This is a genomic window from Isoptericola sp. NPDC057391 (genome assembly GCF_042668085.1).
Taxonomy (GTDB): domain Bacteria; phylum Actinomycetota; class Actinomycetes; order Actinomycetales; family Cellulomonadaceae; genus Isoptericola.
Genome location: NZ_JBHVBO010000068.1, coordinates 1 through 18,973 on the forward strand (window position 1 = coordinate 1; position 18,973 = coordinate 18,973).

Genomic DNA, 18,973 nt, shown 5'->3' on the forward strand with positions numbered 1-18,973 from the left:
ACTGCCCTCGCGAGGGGGTGGGAGAGTAGGACGCCGCCGGACACCCATTCACGAAAGGCCCACCCCACCCGGGGTGGGCCTTTCGCATACCCGGAACACCCCGAGGACCCGGTCGGGCCGATAGGCTCGTCGGGTGACTGGAGCACCGCACCTTCCCGCCACCGGACCGTCGCCCTCCTGGCGCGCCCAACACTTCGTGAGCCTGCTCGACTTCGCGCGGCCGTCCCTGGGCGTGGACGGGGCCGCCGGGTGGCTCGACGACGACGGCGCCGTCGACCCCGCACAACCCGCCCACCTGTGGATCACCTGCCGGATGACGCACACCTTCGGTCTGGGACACCTCCTCGGGGTCGAGGGCGCAGAGGCCCAGCTGGCCCGGGGGATCGCCGGCCTGTCGCGGACGCTGGCCGACGCCGACGAGGGCGGCTGGCTGGCCTCGCGAGGGCCGGGGGACGCGGTCGACGGGACCAAGCAGGCGTACGGCCACGCGTTCGTCGTCCTCGCCGGCTCGACCGGGACCCTGGCGCGGACCCCGGGCGCCGTGACGCTGCTCGAGGCGGCGCTGTCGGTGCTCGACCGCCGGTTCTGGGAGCCCGACCACCAGCTGCACCTCGACGAGCGGTCGCGGGACTGGGCCACGGTCGACCCGTACCGCGGGGTCAACGCGAACATGCACTCCGTCGAGGCGCTCCTCGCCGCGCACGACGCCACCGGCGAGAGCCGTTGGCTCGCTCGGGCGGAGGTCGTGGCCGACCGGGTGATCGGCTGGGCCTCGGACAACGGCTGGCGGATCCCGGAGCACTTCGACACGGCGTGGCGGCCGCAGCTCGAGTACAACGCCGACCGCCCGCACGACCCGTTCAAGCCGTACGGCGCCACGCCGGGCCACGGGCTGGAGTGGGCCCGGCTGCTGCTGCAGGTGGACGTCGCCGGCGGGACGCAGGGGCGGCGCGCCGACGCGGCGCGGCAGCTGTTCGACCGCGCCGTGGCGGACGGGTGGGACGGGCCCGGGGGCGGGTTCGTGTACACGACGGACTGGGACGGCAGCCCCGTCGAGGCGCGCCGCTTCCACTGGGTGGCGGCCGAGGCGGCCGCGGCCGCCGACGTCCTGCACCGCACGACCGGCGAGGCGCGCTACGCCGAGCTCGCCGACCAGTGGTGGGCATGGATCGACGCTCACCTGGTGGACCACGAGCGCGGCTCCTGGTTCCACGAGCTCGACACGGAGAACCACCCCTCCGGTCGGACGTGGATCGGCAAGCCCGACGTCTACCACGCGGCCCAGGCCGTCATCCTGCCGGACCTGCCCCTCACCGGGTCGTTCGCGGCCTCGGCCCTGGAGGCCGGGCCGCTGCTCGCCGGCGCACGCCTGGGGGCCGCGGTGCCGACGTCATGAGGATCTCTGCCAAGGCCGACTACGCGGTGCGGGCGGCGGCTGAGCTCGCCGCGTCCGACGGAGGGCCGGTCCCGGCCGAGGCCCTCGCCCGCGCGCAGCAGGTGCCCCACCGGTTCCTCGAGGCGATCCTCAGCGACCTGCGCCGCGACGGCATCGTCGCGAGCCGTCGGGGCGCAGGCGGGGGCTACGTGCTCGCCCGCCCGGCCGACAAGGTGACCGTCGCCGACGTCGTGCGCGCCGTGGACGGGCCCCTGGTGTTCGTCCGCGACGCGCGGCCCTCGGACCTGGAGTACACCGGCGCGGCCGCGTCGCTGCTGCACGTGTGGGTGGCGCTGCGCGTGAACGTGCGGGGCGTGCTGGAGCAGGTGACGCTGGCGGACCTCGCGGCCGGGAAGATCCCCGACGTCGTGCGCCGGCTCACCGAGCAGGAGTCGGCGTGGGTCAACCCCTGACCCTGACCTGACGCGCACCGCCTGACCGGCGCGGCCGCCGTCGGGCACGTCTCACCATGCAGACGCTTCCGTGAGACCGTTGAATCCGATAGAGCCGATCGGGTAACTTCGTCTCAGACGCGGCGGACAGGCTGCCGCGCCGAAACGGAGGGAACCCCCGTGCGGACACTCGTCCTCCTTGCCCTGGTGGGCCTCGGTGCGCAGCTCGTCGACGGCAGCCTGGGCATGGCCTACGGCGTGACCTCGACGACCCTGCTGCTCGCGATCGGCACCAACCCCGCGGCCGCGTCGGCGACCGTCCACCTCGCCGAGGTCGGCACGACCCTCGCGTCCGGCGCGTCGCACTGGCGGTTCGGGAACGTGGACTGGAAGGTCGTCACCAAGATCGGCATCCCCGGCGCGATCGGCGCGTTCGCCGGCGCGACGTTCCTGTCGTGGCTGTCGACCGAGATCGCCAAGCCGCTGATGTCGGTCCTGCTGCTGGGCCTGGGCCTGTACGTGCTGCTCCGGTTCACGCTCCGTGGGCTGCGCACGGACCGTCTCGGGCAGCCGCTGCGCAAGCGGTTCCTCACCCCGCTCGGCCTGGTCGCCGGGTTCATGGACGCCACCGGCGGCGGCGGCTGGGGGCCGGTGGGAACGCCCGCCATCCTCGCGAGCGGCCGCATGGAGCCGCGCAAGGTGATCGGCTCGATCGACACCAGCGAGTTCTTCGTGGCCGTGGCCGCGAGCCTCGGCTTCCTCTTCGGCCTCGGGACCGCCGGCATCAACCCGACCTGGGCCCTCGCGCTGCTCATCGGTGGCCTGATCGCCGCGCCGATCGCCGCGTGGCTCGTCCGCCTGGTGCCGCCGCGCGTCCTCGGCTCCGCCGTCGGGGGGATCATCGTGCTCACCAACGCCCGGACCCTGCTGAACCTCGACTCCGTCCCGGTGAGCGACGGCGTCCGCGGCCTCGTCCTCGGGGTCGTCGCGGTCGGATGGGCCGCCGCCGTCGTGTACTCCTTCGGCCAGCACCGCAAGGCGGTCGCGGCGGAGCGGGCCGAGGCCGCCGGGGAGCCGGAGGCGGCCGCGACCCCCGCAGCCTGACCGCCACCGGGCGCACGACGCCCAACCCTGCACCGCCACCGCACGTCACCCGGCGTGCGGTGGCGGTGTCGTGCCGTGCCGGTACCGTGGTGAGGCCAGGAGAACTGTGCGCCGGACCCCGCTGCACGGCACTGGGGGTGAGCCTCGATGTCCAGCACGCCCAACGACCCACCGCGTCGCGAGCTCGTCGCCCTCGCGGAGCTTCTGGGCGCCGGGAGCCAGCTGCTCGTCGGCCGGTACCGGGTCGACGTCGCCACGGGGGAGTGGTGGTGGTCGGACGAGGTCTTCCGGATCTTCGGGCGCGAGCCCGGCGCCGTCGTGCCGGGACCGGAGGTGCTGCGCGCCCACCTGCACCCGGACGACCGCGAGCGGCTCTCGCGGACGGCGGTGGTCGCGCTGGGCGCCGGGCGGCCGTTCTCGGGGGCCCACCGCGTCGTGGACGACCACGGGCGCACGCACACGGTCGTCGTCACCGGGCAGGGGCGGCACGGGAACGACGGCGCCTCGTCGCAGATCGTCGGCTACGTCATCGACGCGAGCCCGGTCGTGCGCGACGCGCTGGAGCGCGAGGCGCATCGCGCGGTCTCCCGCGCGTTCGTCGCCGCCGCGGCCGCCGAGCAGGCCAAGGGCGCCATCATGGCTGTCTGCGGCGTGGACGAGTCGGTGGCCACCGAGGTGCTCGCCGACGTGGGCGCCCAGGTGGGCGTCTCCGCCCAGTCGGCGGGGGAGCAGGTGATGAAGGAGCTCGCGCGACCCGTCGGGGACCGCGACGCCGCGCTCACGGCGGCGGAGGTGGTCCGGTCGGCGCCGCCCGCGAAGGACGCGGCGGACCGCCTGAGCCAGGCGCTCGCCGCCGTGCGACCGGTGGACCGGCCGCACGGCCACGACGCACAGCTCGCCCGCCGGCGCCCCCGCGCGAGCCACTGACAGGGCTCGACGGGACGCGGCGGCGAGCGTCGACCGCGGGCGGTCAGCGGCCGGGGACGAAGCGGGCGGCCGCGCGCACGGCGCCCTGGCGGGCGAGGCGCTTCGCGAGCACCGCGACGCCGCCCGATACCGCCGCGAAGGTGACGGCCTGGATGATGGAGAGCTCGTCGTCGTCCACGTTGGTGGGCGCCACGCTGCCCGTCGCCTTCTCCCAGACCACCCCGATCAGCTTCTGCGCGACCCACCCGGCGGCGATCGTCAGCACCACCGTGCCGACCTTCACGCCCAGCGGCTGCTCGGTGTCCGTCACGTGCTCTCCCTCGATAGGTCTCGGCGCGGCCTCGGCATGACCGCGCGTCGTCTCGCGTGCGTCCGCGACCGCCGGGCGGCGTCACGGCACGTCAGGCACGTCACACCCCGAGGCCGAGGACGGGACCACGGTAGCGCGGCGTCGACGGGTAGGCTCGTGGTGATACGACAGGGGAGCGCCCAGCGGCGCTGAGAGTGCGGACCGCCGCAGACCCTCGAACCTGATCCGGTTAGCACCGGTGGAGGAAGTCGGGAATCTCGTTCCCTGCGGACGTCAGCACCACGACGGTGCCGGGCGCCCGCAGGACCCCCTTCTCGCACCTTGAGGAGGACAGCATGAAGCTGAGGACCACGGCAGCGACCACGGGCGTCGTCGCGCTGCTGCCGCTGCTGGCGGCGTGCGGCGGCGGGACGCCGTCGGGCGACGCGAGCGGCGCGAGCGGCGCGGCGTCGAGCACGGTCACGCTCGTCACCCACGACTCGTTCGCCGTCTCCGAGGAGGTCCTGGCCGCGTTCGAGAAGGAGTCCGGCCTCACCGTCGAGCAGGTGGCCCCGGGCGACGCGGGCACGCTGGTGAACCAGCTCGTGCTCACCAAGGACGCGCCGCTGGGCGACGTCGTCTTCGGCGTGGACAACACCTACGCGTCGCGGGCCGTGGACGCCGGGGTGTTCGAGGAGTACCAGCCGGCCGACCTCGACCCGCAGGTCGCGGCCTACGCCCCCGACGACCTGGCCGGCACGCTGACGCCGGTCGACGTGGGCGACGTCTGCATGAACCTCGACGACGGCTGGTTCGCCGAGCACGGCGTCACGCCCCCGACCACGCTGGAGGATCTCGCGAAGCCGGCGTACCGGGACCTCACCGTCGTCACCAACCCCGCGACGTCGTCGCCCGGCCTCGCGTTCCTGCTCGCGACGATCGGGGCCTTCGGCACCGACGGCTGGGAGGCCTACTGGGCCGACCTCCGCGACAACGGCGTCAAGGTGGCGGAGAGCTGGGAGGACGCGTACTACGTCGACTTCTCCGGCGCCGGCGAGGGCGGTCAGCGGCCGATCGCGCTGTCCTATGCGACGTCGCCCGCGTTCACGGTGACCGAGGACGGGAAGTCCTCGACCACGAGCGCGATGCTCGAGACCTGCTTCCGCCAGGTCGAGTACGCGGGCGTGCTGGCCGGCGCCGAGAACCCCGAGGGCGCCAAGAAGCTCGTCGACTTCCTGACGAGCGCCGAGTTCCAGGCCGACGTGCCCGGCCAGATGTACATGTACCCGGCCGACCCGGACGTGGAGCTGCCCGCCGACTGGCAGCAGTTCGCGCCCCTGGCCGACGAGCCGTTCGAGGTGGCGCCCGCGGACGTCGCCGCGCACCGCGACGAGTGGATCGAGCAGTGGACGACGATCGTCGTCGGCTGACGCGCGGGGTCCACGCAGGCCGCTGGGGGGCCTGGCTCGGCTGGGGCGCCGCCGTCGTGCTCCCGCTGGGCTTCCTCGCGGTCTTCTTCGCGTGGCCGGTGGTGTCGCTCGTCCTGCAGGGGTTCTTCACCGAGACCGCGGCGGGGCGCGCGCTCGACCTGTCCGGCTTCGCGGAGGTGCTGTCCCAGGACCGCACGTGGCGGATCGTCGGGCAGACGCTGGCCCAGGCGCTCGCCGGCACACTGCTTTCGGTGCTGCTGGGGCTGCCCGGCGCGTACGTGCTGTACCGGTGCTGGTTCCGCGGTCGCACGCTGGTGCGCGGCCTCGTGACGGTGCCGTTCGTGCTGCCGAGCGTCGTCGTCGGTGTCGCGTTCCGCGCGCTCTTCGCGCCCGGCGGCCCACTCGGGTGGGCGCACCTGGAGGAGAGCTTCGCCGGCATCGTGCTGGCGCTGGTGTTCTTCAACTACGCGGTGGTGGTGCGCACCGTCGGCGGCATGTGGGAGCGGCTCGACCCGCGTGCCGAGCAGGCCGCCCGTGCGCTCGGCGCGACGCCCTGGCGGGCGTTCCGCACGGTGACGCTGCCGGCGCTCGGTCCGGCGATCGCGTCGGCCGCCGCGGTGGTGTTCCTCTTCTGTGCGACGGCGTTCGGCGTCGTCCTGGTCCTCGGCGGCCTGCGCTACGGCACGATCGAGACGGAGATCTGGACGCGCACCACCCAGTTCCTCGACCTGCGGTCGGCGGCCGTGCTGTCGGTGCTGCAGCTCGTCGTCGTCGCCGGCGCGCTGCTGGTCAGCTCGCGCGCGCGGGCGAAGCGGGAGCGGGCGCTGCAGCTCACGAGCGACAGCGTGTCCGCGCACCGGCTTCGGCTGCGCGCGGGCGCCGACGGCACGGACCTCGCTCCCGCGCTCGTCACCCTCGTCGTGGTCGCCGGGCTGCTCGTGCTGCCCATGGCCGGGCTCGTCACCCGGTCGCTGCGCGCCCCCGACGGGTCCTGGGGCCTCGACAACTACGTGGCCCTCGGCACCACCGGCGGGCGCAACGCCCTGACGGTCACCGTGTGGGAGGCGCTGGGCAACTCGCTGCGCACCGCGGCGTGGGCCGCGCTGATCGCCGTCGTCGTGGGCGGTCTCGTGGCGCTCGTCGTGTCGCGGCGCCCGCGGCGGGCGGGGCTGCGGCGCGCCGTCGGCGTGCTCGACGCCGCGTTCATGCTGCCGCTGGGCGTGTCCGCCGTGACGGTGGGCTTCGGCTTCCTCATCACGCTGGACAAGCCGCTCGGGCTCGACGTCGACCTGCGGACCTCCGGGGCGCTGGTGCCGATCGCCCAGGCGGTCGTGGCGATCCCGCTCGTGGTGCGCACCATGCTGCCCGTGCTACGTGCGATCGACCCGCGGCTGCGCGAGGCGGCCGCCACGCTGGGGGCGGCGCCCGGGCGGGTGCTGCGGACCGTGGACGGCCCGCTGGGCGCGCGGTCGCTGGGGCTCGCGATCGGGTTCGCGTTCGCCGTCTCGCTCGGCGAGTTCGGCGCGACGTCGTTCCTCGCCCGCCCCGACACGGCCACGCTGCCGGTGGTCATCTACCGGCTGATCGGGCGGCCGGGGGCCGAGAACTACGGGATGGCGCTCGCGGCGTCCGTGGTGCTGGCCGTGCTCACCGCGACCGTCATGATGGTGGCCGAGCGCCTGCGGGGCGACCGGCCGGGAGGGGAGTTCTGATGGAGCAGGGCCGCCAGACGACGGGGCTCGCCGTGCGCGACGCCGTCGTGCGGTACGGCGCCACGCGCCGCCGGCCGGGGTCGGTCGCGGTGGACGGCGTGACGCTCGACGTCGCGGCCGGCGAGATCGTCGCGCTGCTCGGGCCGAGCGGCTGCGGCAAGTCGTCGCTGCTGCGCGCCGTCGCCGGGCTGGAGCCGCTCGCGGGCGGCACCGTCTCGTTCGACGGCGCGGACCTCGCGGGCGTGCCCGTGCACCGCCGGAACTTCGGCCTGCTCTTCCAGGACGGTCAGCTCTTCCCGCACCGGGACGTCGGCCGCAACGTGGCCTACGGGCTCGAGACGCAGGGCGCGCCGCGCGCCGAGCGGGCCGCGCGCGTCGCCGAGCTGCTCGCCGACGTGGGCCTGGCCGGCTACGCGGGCCGCTCCGTCGCGACGCTGTCCGGCGGCGAGAAGCAGCGCGTCGCGCTGGCCCGCGCCCTCGCGCCGCGCCCGCGCCTGCTGCTGCTCGACGAGCCGCTGTCCGCCCTCGACCGCCGCCTGCGCGAGCGGCTCGCCGTCGACGTCCGCGACACCCTCAAGGCCACCGGCACCACCGCCGTCTTCGTCACGCACGACCACGACGAGGCGTTCACCGTCGCCGACCGCGTGGCCGTCATGGACGCCGGGCGGCTGCTCCAGGTGGACGCCCCCGACGTGCTGCTGCGCGCGCCGGCGAGCCCGCGCGTCGCGGAGTTCCTCGGCCTGGCGCCGGGCTCCGACGAGCTCGCCCGCGAGGAGGGCAGGCACGGCGCCGAGGTCCGCGACGAGGACGGCGTCGGCACGACGGCCGGCTGAGGCTCACGCCTCCCCGGCGTCGTGCACGAGCAGGGCGACCTGCGTGCGGTTCTCCACCCCGAGCTTGCCGAGCACGCTCGACACGTGCGCCTTCACGGTCGGGACGCTGAGGTAGAGCCGGGCGGCGATGTCGGCGTTCGACGCGCCGCGGCCCAGCTCGACGGCGACGTCGCGCTCGCGGGAGGTGAGGGCGTCCAGGGCGGCACGGGCGCGGTCGCGCGAGCCGTCCGAGCCGGCGACGGCGTCCATGAGGCGCCGCGCGACGTCGGGGGCCAGCACCGGCTCGCCCGCGGCCGCGGCGTGCACGGCGGCGGCGATGCGGGCCGGCGGCATGTCCTTGAGCAGGTAGCCCGCGGCCCCCGCGCGCAGGGCGCCCCCCACCTCCTCGGCCGTGTCGAACGTGGTGAGCACGACGACGGCCGGCGGCGCCGGACGGGCGCGGACGCGTCGGGTGGCCGCGATGCCGTCCACGCCCGGCATGCGCAGGTCCATGAGCACGACGTCGGCCGGGTGCGCGTCCAGCACGCCGGGGACGTCCGCGCCGTCGGCCGCCTCCGCGACCACCCGCATCCCGTGCGCGCCGTCGAGCATGAGCCGCAGGCCCGCGCGCACCAGCGCGTCGTCGTCGACCAGCACGATCCGCACGGGGGCGGCGGCGTCCGCCGCGTCGACGGGGTGGTTGTCCGGGCCCGGCCCGGGCGTCGTCGTCACACGTCCCACGGTAGCCAGGCCTCCACCGCGAAGCCGCGCGCCCCGACCGAGCCGCCGACCGAGCCGCCGGCCGTGCCGGCGTCGGGGCCGGCGACGAGCGTGCCGCCCAGCAGCGTGGCCCGTTCGCGCAGCCCGACCAGGCCCGTGCCGGTGCCGACGGCCTCCGGGGCGGCGGCGCCGGGTGCCGTGCCGTCGTCGACCACCCGCACCCGGACCTCGCCCGGGGCGGTCGCGACCGTCACCCGCACCGCGGCGCCCGGCGCGTGCCGGCGCGCGTTGGTCAGCGACTCCTGCACGACCCGGAACACGGCGGTCGCGACGGCGGCGGGCGGGGCCAGGTCGGGCGAGGCGTCGCCCGTGCGCTCGTACGTCACGTCGGTGCCGGCGGCGCGGGAGTCGTCCACCAGGCGGCGCACGTCGTCGAGGCCGGGCACGGGGCCGAGGGCATCGGGCCCGGCGCGCAGGAGCCGGATGACCTGCCGCAGGTCCTCGAGGGCGTCGCTCACGCCGGCGCGCACCCGCCCCGCCGCGGCGGCGAGCGCGGCCGGGTCGGCGTCCGGGCGGTACTCCATCGCGCCGGCGGTGGCGGCCAGGAGGGACAGCCGGTGCGCGAGGGTGTCGTGCATCTCGCGGGCGATGCGGGTGCGCTCGGCCAGGCGGGCCTCGGCGACCCGCCGCTCCTGCTCGGCCTCGGCCCGTCGCGCCCGGTCGCGCAGGGACCACAGCACGAGCGCGCGCTCGCGGCCGTACGCGCCCCACCCGAAGAGCGCGGCGTGCACCGCGACGTCGCACACGAGCCACCAGCCCAGCGGCAGGCCCACCGGCCGCCACAGCCCCTGGACGGCGTGCCCGAGCACGCCCGCCCCCGCGACCCAGGCCGCCGTGCGCATCGGGTACCAGCGCGCGACCTGCAGCGTGCCGACCGTCGCCGCGGGGGTCGCCGCCCCCGACACCGCGGCGAGGACCGCGAGGGCGAGCGCCGCGGGCACGCTGCGGCGCGTCATGAGCAGCGGGACGAGCGCGACCGCCGCGAGAGCGACGGCGACGTCGACGGCGGCCGGCACCTGCGGCGTCGTCCCGACGACGGCGCCGGTGTCCGGCGTGGCGGTCACGACCGCCGCCGTCGCGGCCGCCGTCAGGACGGCGACGAGCCCCCACGCGGTCCCGAGGACGACGCGCGGCACGGGGGGCGGGCCCTGGGCCGGCGGCGGGCCCGGGACGCCGGCCGGCGTCGTCGTCGCCGGGCCGGCGGCGGGCTGCGGGGTGGTGCCGGTGGACGTCATGACCGGGACGCTACGGCGGGGTGCCGCGCCGCGACACCGACCAAAGTCGGGGGTGGGCCCGACCGGGGACCGGGCGACGACCGACGACGGGAGGGCGCGCGGGACGCCCGCCGCGCGGGACGGTCGTCGTCCCGGCAGGGCGCCGGCTCGAAGGAGGGGACGACATGGACACGACGACGAACGACACCGGCCGCCACCGCACGACGGAGGCAGGCGCCCGGGGCAGCTCGACCGGCGGCCCGGGCGGGCGCACCTGGCGCGACCGGGCGTGGTGGAACCGCCCGCGGTCGGTCGTGGTGGGCGCGGTGCTCACGGGGGCGGTGATCTTCGGGTTCGGCACGCTGGCGGGCGTGGACCCGCAGGTGCGGGCCGGCTCGGGCACCCTCGAGGTCACGATCCCCCTGGTGATCGGCACGAGCCTCGCGGCCGCCCTGGGCGGCTGGGGCGTCCGCTCCCTGCTGCTGCGCCGCCCGGGCGGCGGGCGCACGGCGTGGCTGGTGCTGAGCGGAGCCGTCCTGCTCGTCTCGCTGCTGGGTCCGCTGGGGGCCGCGAACGCCGGCGCGACGGTACTGCTCCTGCTGGAGCACCTCGCCGTCGGCGGCGTGATCATGCTGGGCCTCAGCGGGGCGGGGCCTCGGGGCGCCAGAGCGGCGTGACGACGTCGCGGGCCGCGAGCATGAGCGCGAGCAGCGGGCCGCGCTGGCGCTCGAACGCGGCCCGGTCCACGAGGCCGCGGTCGAGGCGGCGGTGCAGCATCGCCAGCTCGGTCGCGGCCTGCTGGTAGTCGCGCATCGCGCGGGCCGGGCCGGGGCCGCCCGCGGCGCGGACCTGGGCGCGGGCCCGGCGCCGCCGCGCCAGCGACGTGAGCATCACGACGTCCGGCAGGGCGACGGCACCCAGCGGGCCGTACTGCGGCAGGTGCTGCCCGACGAGCGCCACGATGCGGGCACGGTCGTGGCGCACGACGACGAGGAGCCCGACCACGATCGCCAGGCCCAGCAGGTACGCCGCCACGACGGCCTCGAGGCCGAGCGACGCGGCGCCGTTCCACAGCGCGTGGTACGTCATGGCGCCGAGCAGGCCGAGGAGCACCGGCCACACCCGGGCCCAGCCGCGCGGGGCGAGCGCCGCCGTCGCGATCCCCAGGCCGGTGAGGGACGTGCACAGCGGGTGGATCAGCGGCGACAGGAGGCCGCGCGCCACGAACGTCGCGGCCAGGCCCTCCGGCCCCGCCACCGTGTAGTAGTGGATGTTCTCGACCGTGGCGAAGCCGAGGCCCACCATCGAGCCGTAGATGATGCCGTCGGTGGGGCCGTTGAGCTCGTGCCGGCGGAACCAGAGCATGCCCACGAGGACCAGCGCCTTGAGGCTCTCCTCGACGACGGGGGCGGTGAGCACCGCGGTCGCGACGAAGCCCTCCTCCTGGCCGAGCAGCGGCGTCCACAGCAGGGTGAGCCCGGCCGTGTTGATCCCCATCGCGACCAGCACCGACACGCCCGCGCCCCACAGGAACGCGAGCACCAGGGCGTCCGGCGGCTCCGGCTCGAGGCGGTCGAGGGCGAGCACGCCCGCCAGCAGCAGCGGGAGCGGGAGGAGGGCGAGGAACAACCCCTCGAGGAACGTCGGGCCCTCGGCCGACGTCACGACCAGCGCGGCGAGCAGGCACGCCGACGACACCGCGATCGTCACGATGACGCCCACCGACGGGCGGCGCGTGCGCCGCCCGTCGAGGATCGCGCGAGGGTCCAGGGCCGGCATGGCCACCGATCCTAGGGGTCGTGTCAGGCGCGGTGCTCCCGGTAGTAGCGGATGAGCGCCTGGGTCGAGGAGTCCTGCGCGGCCAGGGCGGCGTCGTCGCCCGACACGGCGGGCGCGATCTCCAGCGCCAGCTTCTTGCCGAGCTCCACGCCCCACTGGTCGAAGCTGTCGATGCCCCACACGACGCCCTGCACGAAGGTGATGTGCTCGTACAGCGCGACGAGCTGGCCCAACACCGACGGGGTGAGCGCCGGCGCGACGATCGACGTCGTCGGCCGGTTCCCGGAGAAGACGCGAGCGGCGACGATCTCCTCGGGCGTGCCCTCCGCGCGCACCTCGTCCGCCGTCTTGCCGAAGGCGAGCGCCTTGGTCTGGGCGAAGAAGTTCGCGAGGAACAGCTCGTGCACGTCGGCGCCGGCGGCCACGGCCTTGCCGTCGCCCTCGTCGTCCTTGAGGGGATAGGCCGGGGTGGCGACGGCGATGAAGTCCGCCGGGATGAGGCGCGTGCCCTGGTGGATGAGCTGGTAGAAGGCGTGCTGGCCGTTGGTGCCCGGCTCGCCCCAGAACACCTCGCCCGTCTGGGTGGTGACGGGGGAGCCGTCCCAGCGCACCGACTTGCCGTTGGACTCCATCGTCAGCTGCTGCAGGTAGGCCGGGAAGCGGTGCAGCTGCTGCGCGTACGGCAGGACGGCGTGGGTGTGGGCGCCGAGGAAGTTGCCGTACCAGACGTTCAGCATGCCCATGAGGACGGGCACGTTGGCCTCGAACGGCGCGGTGCGGAAGTGCTCGTCGACGGCGCGGAAGCCGGCCAGGAGGTCGCGGAAGACGTCGGGGCCGAACACGATCGCCAGCGACGTGCCGATGGCGGAGTCCACCGAGTAGCGGCCGCCCACCCAGTCCCAGAAGCCGAACGCGTTGGCCGGGTCGATGCCGAAGTCGGCCACCTTGTCGAGGGCGGTCGAGACCGCCACGAAGTGCGCCTTGACGGCGGCCTGCTTCGCGTCCGGGTCGTCCTCGATGACTCCGGCGGCGATGAGGCTCTCCCAGAGCCAGGCGCGGGCGAGCCGCGCGTTGGTGAGCGTCTCCAGCGTGCCGAACGTCTTGGAGGCCACGACGAACAGCGTGGTCTCCGGATCGAGGTCGGCCGTCTTCTGCGCGACGTCGGTGGGGTCGATGTTGGAGACGAACCGGGCCTCGATGGCGTCGGCGCCGGTGCGGACGTACGGCTTGAGCGCCTCGTAGACCATGACCGGGCCGAGGTCGGAGCCGCCGATGCCGATGTTGACCACCGTGCGCACCGGCTTGCCGGTGATGCCCGTCCACGACCCGTCGCGGACCTGGTCGGCGAAGGCGCTCATCTTGGCGAGCTCGGCCTGGACGTCGGCGTCGACGTCCTGCCCGTCCACGACCAGCGGCGGCTGGGTGCCGGGGGCGCGGCGCAGCGCCGTGTGCAGGACGGCGCGGTCCTCCGTGACGTTGATGTGCTCGCCCGTGAACATGGCCTCGATGCGCTCGGGCAGGTGCACCTCGTGCGCGAGGCGGACCAGCAGGTCCAGCGTCTCGTCCGTGGCGAGGTTCTTGGAGAGGTCCACGTGCAGGTCGCCCGCGACGTGGGTCATGCGCGCGGCGCGGCCGGGGTCGGCGGCGAACCAGCCGCGCAGGTCGCCCCGGAACTCCTGATAGTGGGCGTACAGGTCGCCCCAGGAGGTCGTGGTGGTGGGATCGACGGGGGAGGAGGTCATGAGGGCCACGGTACTGACCGCCCGGCCCGGTTGCGCGGCCTGTTCACGCTGCCAGGATGACCAGCAGCCGGGGACGGACCCGGACGTCGTTGGGGAGGACGCATGGCGAATTTCACGGTCTGGAAGTTCGACGACCCGGGTGCGGCCGACCGCGCCTTCAAGGCCGTCAAGGGCGGCGAGGCGGACGGTCTGGTGACGGTCGTCGACCATGCGGTGGTCAGCTGGCCGGAGGGCGCGACGAAGCCCGAGACCCACGGCTCGCACGACGACACCGCCAAGGCCTCCGGCTGGGGCGCCGTGTGGGGCCTGCTGCTCGGCGCGCTGTTCTTCCTGCCGGTCCTGGGGGCCGCTGCCGGGGCGGTGATCGCCGGCATCACCCGGTCGCTGTCCGACGTCGGGATCACGGCGAAGGATCTCGAGCAGATGAAGAAGGAGATCGTGCCCGGCACGTCGGCCCTGTTCATCGTCACCGAGCCGATCGACCCCGACCGCCTGGCGGAGCGGCTGCACGGCGTCGACGCGACCCTGGTCAGCACCAACCTCACCGACGCGGAGCGCCGGAACCTGCTGGAGGCCTTCGGGCAGTGAGCCGGGTCAGTGCGGGAATCGAGCGTGCTGACTTGATCCTCACCACGGCGGTTTGAGGATCAATTCAGCACGCTCGATGCGCGAGAGGCGGGTCAGGCCGGCTGCCAGCGGTTGCCCCACCGCCGGGTGAGCGTGCCGCCGAAGGTGTCGGCCAGCGCGTCGACGCGGTCGTGGACGGCGTCGGCCACGCGGTGCGCGGCGGCGTCGTCCTCCGCCGTGAAACGGACCGTGATGCGCGCCCGGCCGCGCACCACCCCGACGTCGTACGCCTCGACGGTGACGAGCTGGCGCGCCGCGTCGGCCGCGGCGGGCAGCACGTCGGCGGGGTCGACGCCCGGCTGCAGCAGGCCGACGGCGAGGCTCACGCGGTAGGAGGGCACCCGGCGATCCTGTCATCCCCACGGGCACCGTCTCGTCACAGGTCGCCCCGGTCGCGGACACCTGCGCCCCCGTAGACTCGCGGCCGTGACTGCCGACGCCTCGACAGACCCTGTGCCCGTGCCCTCCGCTCTCCAGGACGCCGCCCCTCGTGGCGTCGCCCTGGAGATCGCCGTGCAGGACGTCGCGGGGGCGCGCGTCGCCGCGGCCGGCGGCGCGGACCGCATCGAGCTGTGCGCGGCGCTCGCCGGCACGGGCGGCCTCACCCCCTCGGCCGGCATGGTCGCCGCCGTCGCCGACGCCCTGCGCGGCACGGGCGTCGGCGTGCACGTGCTGGTGCGCCCGCGCGCCGGGGGCTTCGTGTTCGCGGCCGACGAGGTCGACGTGCAGGTGCGCGACGTGCGCGCGGTGCTCGACGCCGGCGCGGACGGCGTCGTCGTGGGCGCGATGACGGCGGACGGCGAGGTCGACGCCGCGGCGCTCGCGGCCTTGGTGGCCGCCGCCGACGGCGCGGAGGTGACCTTCCACCGCGCGATCGACCAGGTGCCAGACCCGGTCGCCGTCCTCGACGTCCTCGCGCCGGTGGGGGTGCGCCGCGTCCTCACCTCCGGCGGCGCCGCGCGCGCCGGCGAGGCCCTCGACGTGCTGGCGGCGCTCGCCGCGCGCGGCCGAGAGCTCGGCGTGCAGATCATGGCCGGCGGCGGCGTCCGCGTGGACGACGTCCCCGCCCTCGTCGGCGCCGGCGTGCAGGGCGTCCACCTCTCCGCCAAGCGCACCGTGGCCGCCGACGGCGGGCCCGGGGGCGGCGGCGCCGGAGGCTACGACGTCACCGACCCCGAGGTCGTCGCCGCGACCCGCACCGCCCTCGACGCCGCGCTCGCGGCGGCGTCCGACGCCGGGGCGGGCGCGTGACCGGCCTCGCGCAGGCCGCCGCCGTCGCCGCCTCCGCGACCGACCCGGCGGAGGGGTACGACGGCTTCATCGGCTGGGTGCTCGGCCTGATGACCACGCTCGGCGAGGTCGGCGTGGGCGCGGCCGTGCTCGTCGAGACGTTCGTGCCGCCCATCCCGTCCGAGGCCGTGCTGCCGGCGGCCGGCTTCCTCGCCTACGACGGGCAGATGAACGCCTGGCTCGCCATCGTCGCCGCCACGGTCGGCGCCGTCGTCGGCGCCTGGATCTGGTGGTACCTGGGCCGGCTGCTCGGCCGCGACCGCACCCGCGCGATCGTCGACGCCATCCCGCTCATGGACGGCTCCGACTTCGACAAGGCGGAGGCGTTCTTCGCGAAGTGGGGACGCGTCGCCGTGCTCGTGGGGCGCTGTGTGCCGCTCGTGCGCAGCTTCATCTCCATCCCCGCCGGCATCGAGCGCATGCCGTTCTGGTCGTTCACGCTCTACACGGCCATCGGCTCCGGCGTGTGGAACGGCATCTGGGTGGGGCTCGGCTACGCCTTCGGCCCCGCCATCGAGCCTGTGCTGGAGCAGTGGAGCGGCATCATCTCCGACGCCGTGCTCGTCGTCATCGGGCTGCTCGTGCTGTGGTTCGTCGTGGTGCGGCTGCGGCAGCGTTACCTCGCGCGCCGCGGCCCGCGCGAGCCGGAGCACCGGCACGGTCGTCCGCGCTGACCGCCCCGCGAGGAAGTCCGGGTCGCGCCGAGGTAGTTCAGATCACCGCGAGGTAGTTTCGGATCCCGCGAGGTAGTTCGGGCCCCGAGGTCTCGGGCGAGCCAGTCGTCCGACGTCGATGGAACTACCTCGCCGAGTGTTCGACTACCTCGCGGTGAGCTGAACTACCTCGGCGGGGGCGCCGTGGAGGCGCGGACGACGAGCGACGTGGGCAGGCGCAGGTGGCGCTCGCGGGCGGTGCCCTCGAGGAGGTCGAGCACCATGCGCAGCGCCTCGGCGCCCATGCGGTGCAGGGGCTGCGCGACGGTGGTGAGCGGGGGAGCGCTGCCCCACGACTCGGGGATGTTGTCGAAGCCGACGACGGACAGGTCCTCGGGGACGCGCAGCCCGAGCTCGCCGGCCACCTCGAGCACGTGGATGGCGGACAGGTCGTTGGCGGCGAACACGGCGGTGGGGCGGTCCGGCCGGTCGAGCAGCGTGCGCACGGGCGCGTCGGCGAGGTCGGGGCGGTAGCCGCCCACCTTGATGAGGAGGGGGTCGACGGCGATGCCGGCGCCCTCGAGCGCCTGCCGGTAGCCGAGCTCGCGGAGCCGGGCGGACTCGAGGTCGGCGCGGCCGCCGAGGTGGGCGATCCGGCGGTGGCCGAGGTCGATGAGGTGCTCGACGGCCTCGCGCGCGCCGGTGGTGTTGTCGGAGTCGACGGTGGGGGTGCCCTCGGGCCCGGTGTGCGGGTCGACGGCGACCACGGGCACGGGGGAGTCGGCGGACATCACCATCGTCGGCGTCACGACGATCGCCGCGTCGACGAGGGTGCCGGCCAGCCGCGACAGCGACCGTCGCTCCCAGCCCGTGCGCGCGCCGCCGTCGGTGCGGCCCGCGTAGGCGAGGAGCTCGTATCCGGTGCCGTCGACGGCGGCGGAGATGCCCTTGAGCAGCTCGGTGGAGTACGGCTCGAACTCCGCGACGAGCACGCCGACGACCCCGGTGCTGCCACGACGCAGGCTGCGGGCGACGAGCGAGGACTCGTATCCGAGCTCCTCGACGACCGCCAGGACCCGTTCGGCGGTCGTGGCGGCGACGCCGTAGCGGTTGTTGACCACCTTGGAGACGGTGGCGACGGAGACCCCGGCGACACGCGCCACGTCAGTGATGGTCACACGCGGGGTCGGTCGGGGGCTGCTCTCCACAGGTCGACAGTATGCCGCGGCGGACGGTCCGGGGACGATCCGGCCCGAGCGCTCCTCGCGGTTGCGAAATCGTTATCGAAAACGATTGACGGATCGTCGGCGGCGCGGCGAGGCTAAGTCGTGGCAGCGCCCGTGGACCAGCGGGCGTCGACGCCGTCGCGGGGCAGCTCCCTGATCGGCCGGCATTCTCGACGAGGAGGATCAATCATGAAGATGCGTCTGCGGAGGTCGCTCGCGGTCACGACCGCCATGGTCTTGGGAGCGGGCGGCCTGGCCGCGTGCTCGGGCGGGGACGACGGCGGGTCCGGGGAGGACGGCGGCCCGGTGACGCTGACCGTCTGGCACAACTCGACGACGGGCCCGGGCAAGGCGTACTGGGAGGAGGCGACGGCGGCCTACACCGAGGAGAACCCGGACGTCACCTTCAAGATCCAGTCGATCCAGAACGAGGACATGGACGGCAAGCTGCAGACCGCCGTCAACTCCGGTGACATGCCGGACGTCTTCATGGCCCGCGGGGGCCAGAAGCTGGCGGACATCGTCGCGGCCGGCAAGGTGAAGGACCTGACGGGCTCGATCAGCGACGACGCCGAGAGCTCGATGGGTGCCGCGCTGTCCGCGTTCGTGGTCGACGGCAAGAACTACGCGATGCCGCTCGCGGTGCTTCCCGGCGGCATGTTCTACTCGCAGGACCTGTTCGACGAGGCGGGCATCGCGGAGACGCCGACCTCGATCACCGAGCTCGAGGCCGCCGACGGCAAGCTCAAGGACGCGGGAATCGAGCCGATCGCGCTCGGGGCCAAGGCGGCCTGGCCCGCCGCGCACTGGTACTACTTCTTCGCCCTGCGCGAGTGCTCGCAGGAGACCATCGAGAACCTCTCCAGCAACCCGGACTTCTCGGACGAGTGCTGGCTGCGGGCCGGTCAGGACCTGGAGGACTTCGCGGCCACCGAGCCCTTCCACAAGGGCTTCCTGACCACCGACCCCCAGGAGGGTGCAGGGTCGTCGGCCGGGCTCATCGCCAACCACAAGGCCGCGATGGAGCTCATGGGCGGGTGGAACGTCGGGGTGATCGCGTCCCTGACCCCGGACGAGAAGCCGCTGGCCGACCTCGGCTGGTTCCCGTTCCCGGAGGTCGAGGGCGGCGAGGGCGACCCGACCGCGATGATGGGCGGCGTCGACGGGTTCGCCTGCTCGGAGGACTCCCCGTCCGCGTGCGAGGACTTCCTGAACTTCCTCGCCACGAACGACCAGCAGGAGAAGTACGCCGAGGCCTACCAGACCATCCCGGCCAACCAGGACGCCCAGGGCGCCGTCGCCGACCCGGCTCTGGAACCGATCATGGAGGCGTACAACAACGCCGCCTACGTCAGCACCTGGCTGGACACCGTGCTCGGCCAGAACGTCGGCAACGCGCTCAACACGGCCGTCGTGGAGATGCTCGCCGGCAAGGGCGACGCCGCGGGCATCGTCGCGACCATGGAGTCGGCCGCAGGCCGTGGGTGACGACTGATGTCCGACTCCCAGGTCCTGGCGCCTGAGGGTCCCTCGGCCGTCGGGGGCGGCAGCACGCCGCCCC

19 protein-coding genes and 1 riboswitch are annotated in these 18,973 nt (G+C 74.9%); of the genes, 12 read left to right on the plus strand and 7 right to left on the minus strand.

From position 1 onward, the window contains the following. The first annotated feature begins 133 nt into the window (after positions 1 to 133). From ACFUVW_RS10680 to ACFUVW_RS10695, 4 genes are all read left to right on the plus strand, one after another. A complete protein-coding gene (locus ACFUVW_RS10680; protein ID WP_430571304.1) occupies positions 134 to 1,396 on the plus strand; it encodes an AGE family epimerase/isomerase in 1,263 nt (420 codons plus the stop codon). Continuing rightward, complete coding sequence (locus tag ACFUVW_RS10685) at positions 1,393 to 1,848, plus strand: RrF2 family transcriptional regulator (protein ID WP_430571305.1); 456 nt, start codon at positions 1,393 to 1,395, stop codon at positions 1,846 to 1,848. Before ACFUVW_RS10680 ends, ACFUVW_RS10685 begins: the two co-directional genes overlap by 4 nt. Positions 1,849 to 2,007: 159 nt before the next feature. Continuing rightward, the gene (locus ACFUVW_RS10690) at positions 2,008 to 2,931 is read left to right on the plus strand and encodes a sulfite exporter TauE/SafE family protein (protein WP_430571306.1); all 924 of its coding nucleotides are present in this window, start codon (positions 2,008 to 2,010) and stop codon (positions 2,929 to 2,931) included. 147 nt (positions 2,932 to 3,078) lie between these two features. Then, complete coding sequence (locus ACFUVW_RS10695; protein ID WP_430571307.1) at positions 3,079 to 3,858, plus strand: PAS domain-containing protein; 780 nt, start codon at positions 3,079 to 3,081, stop codon at positions 3,856 to 3,858. Positions 3,859 to 3,901: 43 nt separating this feature from the next. On the opposite strand, the gene ACFUVW_RS10700 is transcribed toward ACFUVW_RS10695, so the two are convergent. Next, entirely contained in the window at positions 3,902 to 4,168 is a 267-nt protein-coding gene (locus ACFUVW_RS10700; protein WP_430571308.1) for a DUF4235 domain-containing protein, read from the minus strand. A gap of 159 nt (positions 4,169 to 4,327) precedes the next feature. Further along, positions 4,328 to 4,432, plus strand: a riboswitch (TPP riboswitch). Between the two features lie 71 nt (positions 4,433 to 4,503). Here ACFUVW_RS10700 and ACFUVW_RS10705 point away from each other — a divergent pair. The 3 genes from ACFUVW_RS10705 to ACFUVW_RS10715 are packed head-to-tail and all read left to right on the plus strand — an operon-like array spanning position 4,504 to position 8,122. After that, positions 4,504 to 5,577, plus strand: coding sequence for a thiamine ABC transporter substrate binding subunit (locus ACFUVW_RS10705; RefSeq protein ID WP_430571309.1), 1,074 nt, complete (start codon positions 4,504 to 4,506; stop codon positions 5,575 to 5,577). After that, on the plus strand, positions 5,553 to 7,289 hold the full coding sequence (locus ACFUVW_RS10710; RefSeq protein WP_430571310.1) for an ABC transporter permease: 1,737 nt from the start codon (positions 5,553 to 5,555) through the stop codon (positions 7,287 to 7,289). The genes ACFUVW_RS10705 and ACFUVW_RS10710 overlap by 25 nt, the downstream gene beginning before the upstream one ends. Further along, the gene (locus tag ACFUVW_RS10715; RefSeq protein WP_430571311.1) at positions 7,289 to 8,122 is read left to right on the plus strand and encodes an ABC transporter ATP-binding protein; all 834 of its coding nucleotides are present in this window, start codon (positions 7,289 to 7,291) and stop codon (positions 8,120 to 8,122) included. Before ACFUVW_RS10710 ends, ACFUVW_RS10715 begins: the two co-directional genes overlap by 1 nt. 3 nt (positions 8,123 to 8,125) lie before the next feature. Here the strand turns inward: ACFUVW_RS10715 and ACFUVW_RS10720 are convergent, their stop codons facing one another. Both ACFUVW_RS10720 and ACFUVW_RS10725 read right to left on the minus strand, forming a co-directional pair. After that, positions 8,126 to 8,833, minus strand: a complete 708-nt coding sequence (locus ACFUVW_RS10720; protein WP_430571312.1) for a response regulator transcription factor — start codon at positions 8,831 to 8,833, stop codon at positions 8,126 to 8,128. After that, entirely contained in the window at positions 8,830 to 10,116 is a 1,287-nt protein-coding gene (locus tag ACFUVW_RS10725; protein ID WP_430571313.1) for a sensor histidine kinase, read from the minus strand. The genes ACFUVW_RS10720 and ACFUVW_RS10725 overlap by 4 nt, the downstream gene beginning before the upstream one ends. A 164-nt stretch (positions 10,117 to 10,280) precedes the next feature. Between ACFUVW_RS10725 and ACFUVW_RS10730 the strand changes: the two genes are divergently transcribed. After that, positions 10,281 to 10,772, plus strand: a complete 492-nt coding sequence (locus ACFUVW_RS10730; RefSeq protein ID WP_430571314.1) for a DUF6069 family protein — start codon at positions 10,281 to 10,283, stop codon at positions 10,770 to 10,772. Here the strand turns inward: ACFUVW_RS10730 and ACFUVW_RS10735 are convergent. Together ACFUVW_RS10735 and pgi are read right to left on the minus strand one after the other, a co-directional pair. Continuing rightward, a complete protein-coding gene (locus ACFUVW_RS10735; RefSeq protein WP_430571315.1) occupies positions 10,735 to 11,874 on the minus strand; it encodes a PrsW family intramembrane metalloprotease in 1,140 nt (379 codons plus the stop codon). The two genes, ACFUVW_RS10730 and ACFUVW_RS10735, sit on opposite strands and share 38 nt — an antisense overlap. 23 nt (positions 11,875 to 11,897) lie before the next feature. After that, a complete protein-coding gene (pgi, locus tag ACFUVW_RS10740) occupies positions 11,898 to 13,616 on the minus strand; it encodes a glucose-6-phosphate isomerase (RefSeq protein WP_430571316.1) in 1,719 nt (572 codons plus the stop codon). A 102-nt stretch (positions 13,617 to 13,718) separates the two neighbouring features. Between pgi and ACFUVW_RS10745 the strand changes: the two genes are divergently transcribed. Next, on the plus strand, positions 13,719 to 14,204 hold the full coding sequence (locus ACFUVW_RS10745) for a DUF1269 domain-containing protein (RefSeq protein WP_430571317.1): 486 nt from the start codon (positions 13,719 to 13,721) through the stop codon (positions 14,202 to 14,204). Positions 14,205 to 14,296: 92 nt separating this feature from the next. Here the strand turns inward: ACFUVW_RS10745 and ACFUVW_RS10750 are convergent, their stop codons facing one another. After that, positions 14,297 to 14,584: a hypothetical protein gene (locus ACFUVW_RS10750; protein WP_430571318.1), complete on the minus strand. Its 288-nt coding sequence runs from the start codon at positions 14,582 to 14,584 to the stop codon at positions 14,297 to 14,299. A 118-nt stretch (positions 14,585 to 14,702) separates the two neighbouring features. Here ACFUVW_RS10750 and ACFUVW_RS10755 point away from each other — a divergent pair, with 118 nt between their 5' ends. Both ACFUVW_RS10755 and ACFUVW_RS10760 read left to right on the plus strand, forming a co-directional pair. Beyond that, positions 14,703 to 15,494, plus strand: a complete 792-nt coding sequence (locus tag ACFUVW_RS10755) for a copper homeostasis protein CutC (RefSeq protein WP_430571319.1) — start codon at positions 14,703 to 14,705, stop codon at positions 15,492 to 15,494. Continuing rightward, the gene (locus ACFUVW_RS10760) at positions 15,491 to 16,207 is read left to right on the plus strand and encodes a DedA family protein (RefSeq protein ID WP_430571320.1); all 717 of its coding nucleotides are present in this window, start codon (positions 15,491 to 15,493) and stop codon (positions 16,205 to 16,207) included. The genes ACFUVW_RS10755 and ACFUVW_RS10760 overlap by 4 nt, the downstream gene beginning before the upstream one ends. A 164-nt stretch (positions 16,208 to 16,371) precedes the next feature. Here ACFUVW_RS10760 and ACFUVW_RS10765 read toward each other — a convergent pair whose 3' ends face one another. Continuing rightward, the gene (locus ACFUVW_RS10765; protein ID WP_430571321.1) at positions 16,372 to 17,358 is read right to left on the minus strand and encodes a LacI family DNA-binding transcriptional regulator; all 987 of its coding nucleotides are present in this window, start codon (positions 17,356 to 17,358) and stop codon (positions 16,372 to 16,374) included. 249 nt (positions 17,359 to 17,607) lie between these two features. Here ACFUVW_RS10765 and ACFUVW_RS10770 point away from each other — a divergent pair, with 249 nt between their 5' ends. Next, positions 17,608 to 18,900 carry an ABC transporter substrate-binding protein gene (locus ACFUVW_RS10770; protein WP_430571322.1) on the plus strand — a complete coding sequence of 431 codons (1,293 nt, stop codon included), beginning with the start codon at positions 17,608 to 17,610 and terminating at the stop codon, positions 18,898 to 18,900. Positions 18,901 to 18,973: the final 73 nt, after the last annotated feature.

Coding starts and splice junctions, on each gene's coding strand:
- ACFUVW_RS10730 (WP_430571314.1), top strand. CDS start 10,281: ATGGACACGACGACGAACGACACCGGCCGCCACCGCACGACGGAGGCA.
- ACFUVW_RS10745 (WP_430571317.1), top strand. CDS start 13,719: ATGGCGAATTTCACGGTCTGGAAGTTCGACGACCCGGGTGCGGCCGAC.
- pgi (WP_430571316.1), bottom strand. CDS start 13,616: ATGACCTCCTCCCCCGTCGATCCCACCACCACGACCTCCTGGGGCGAC.
- ACFUVW_RS10725 (WP_430571313.1), bottom strand. CDS start 10,116: ATGACGTCCACCGGCACCACCCCGCAGCCCGCCGCCGGCCCGGCGACG.
- ACFUVW_RS10735 (WP_430571315.1), bottom strand. CDS start 11,874: ATGCCGGCCCTGGACCCTCGCGCGATCCTCGACGGGCGGCGCACGCGC.
- ACFUVW_RS10695 (WP_430571307.1), top strand. CDS start 3,079: ATGTCCAGCACGCCCAACGACCCACCGCGTCGCGAGCTCGTCGCCCTC.
- ACFUVW_RS10685 (WP_430571305.1), top strand. CDS start 1,393: ATGAGGATCTCTGCCAAGGCCGACTACGCGGTGCGGGCGGCGGCTGAG.
- ACFUVW_RS10715 (WP_430571311.1), top strand. CDS start 7,289: ATGGAGCAGGGCCGCCAGACGACGGGGCTCGCCGTGCGCGACGCCGTC.
- ACFUVW_RS10770 (WP_430571322.1), top strand. CDS start 17,608: ATGCGTCTGCGGAGGTCGCTCGCGGTCACGACCGCCATGGTCTTGGGA.
- ACFUVW_RS10705 (WP_430571309.1), top strand. CDS start 4,504: ATGAAGCTGAGGACCACGGCAGCGACCACGGGCGTCGTCGCGCTGCTG.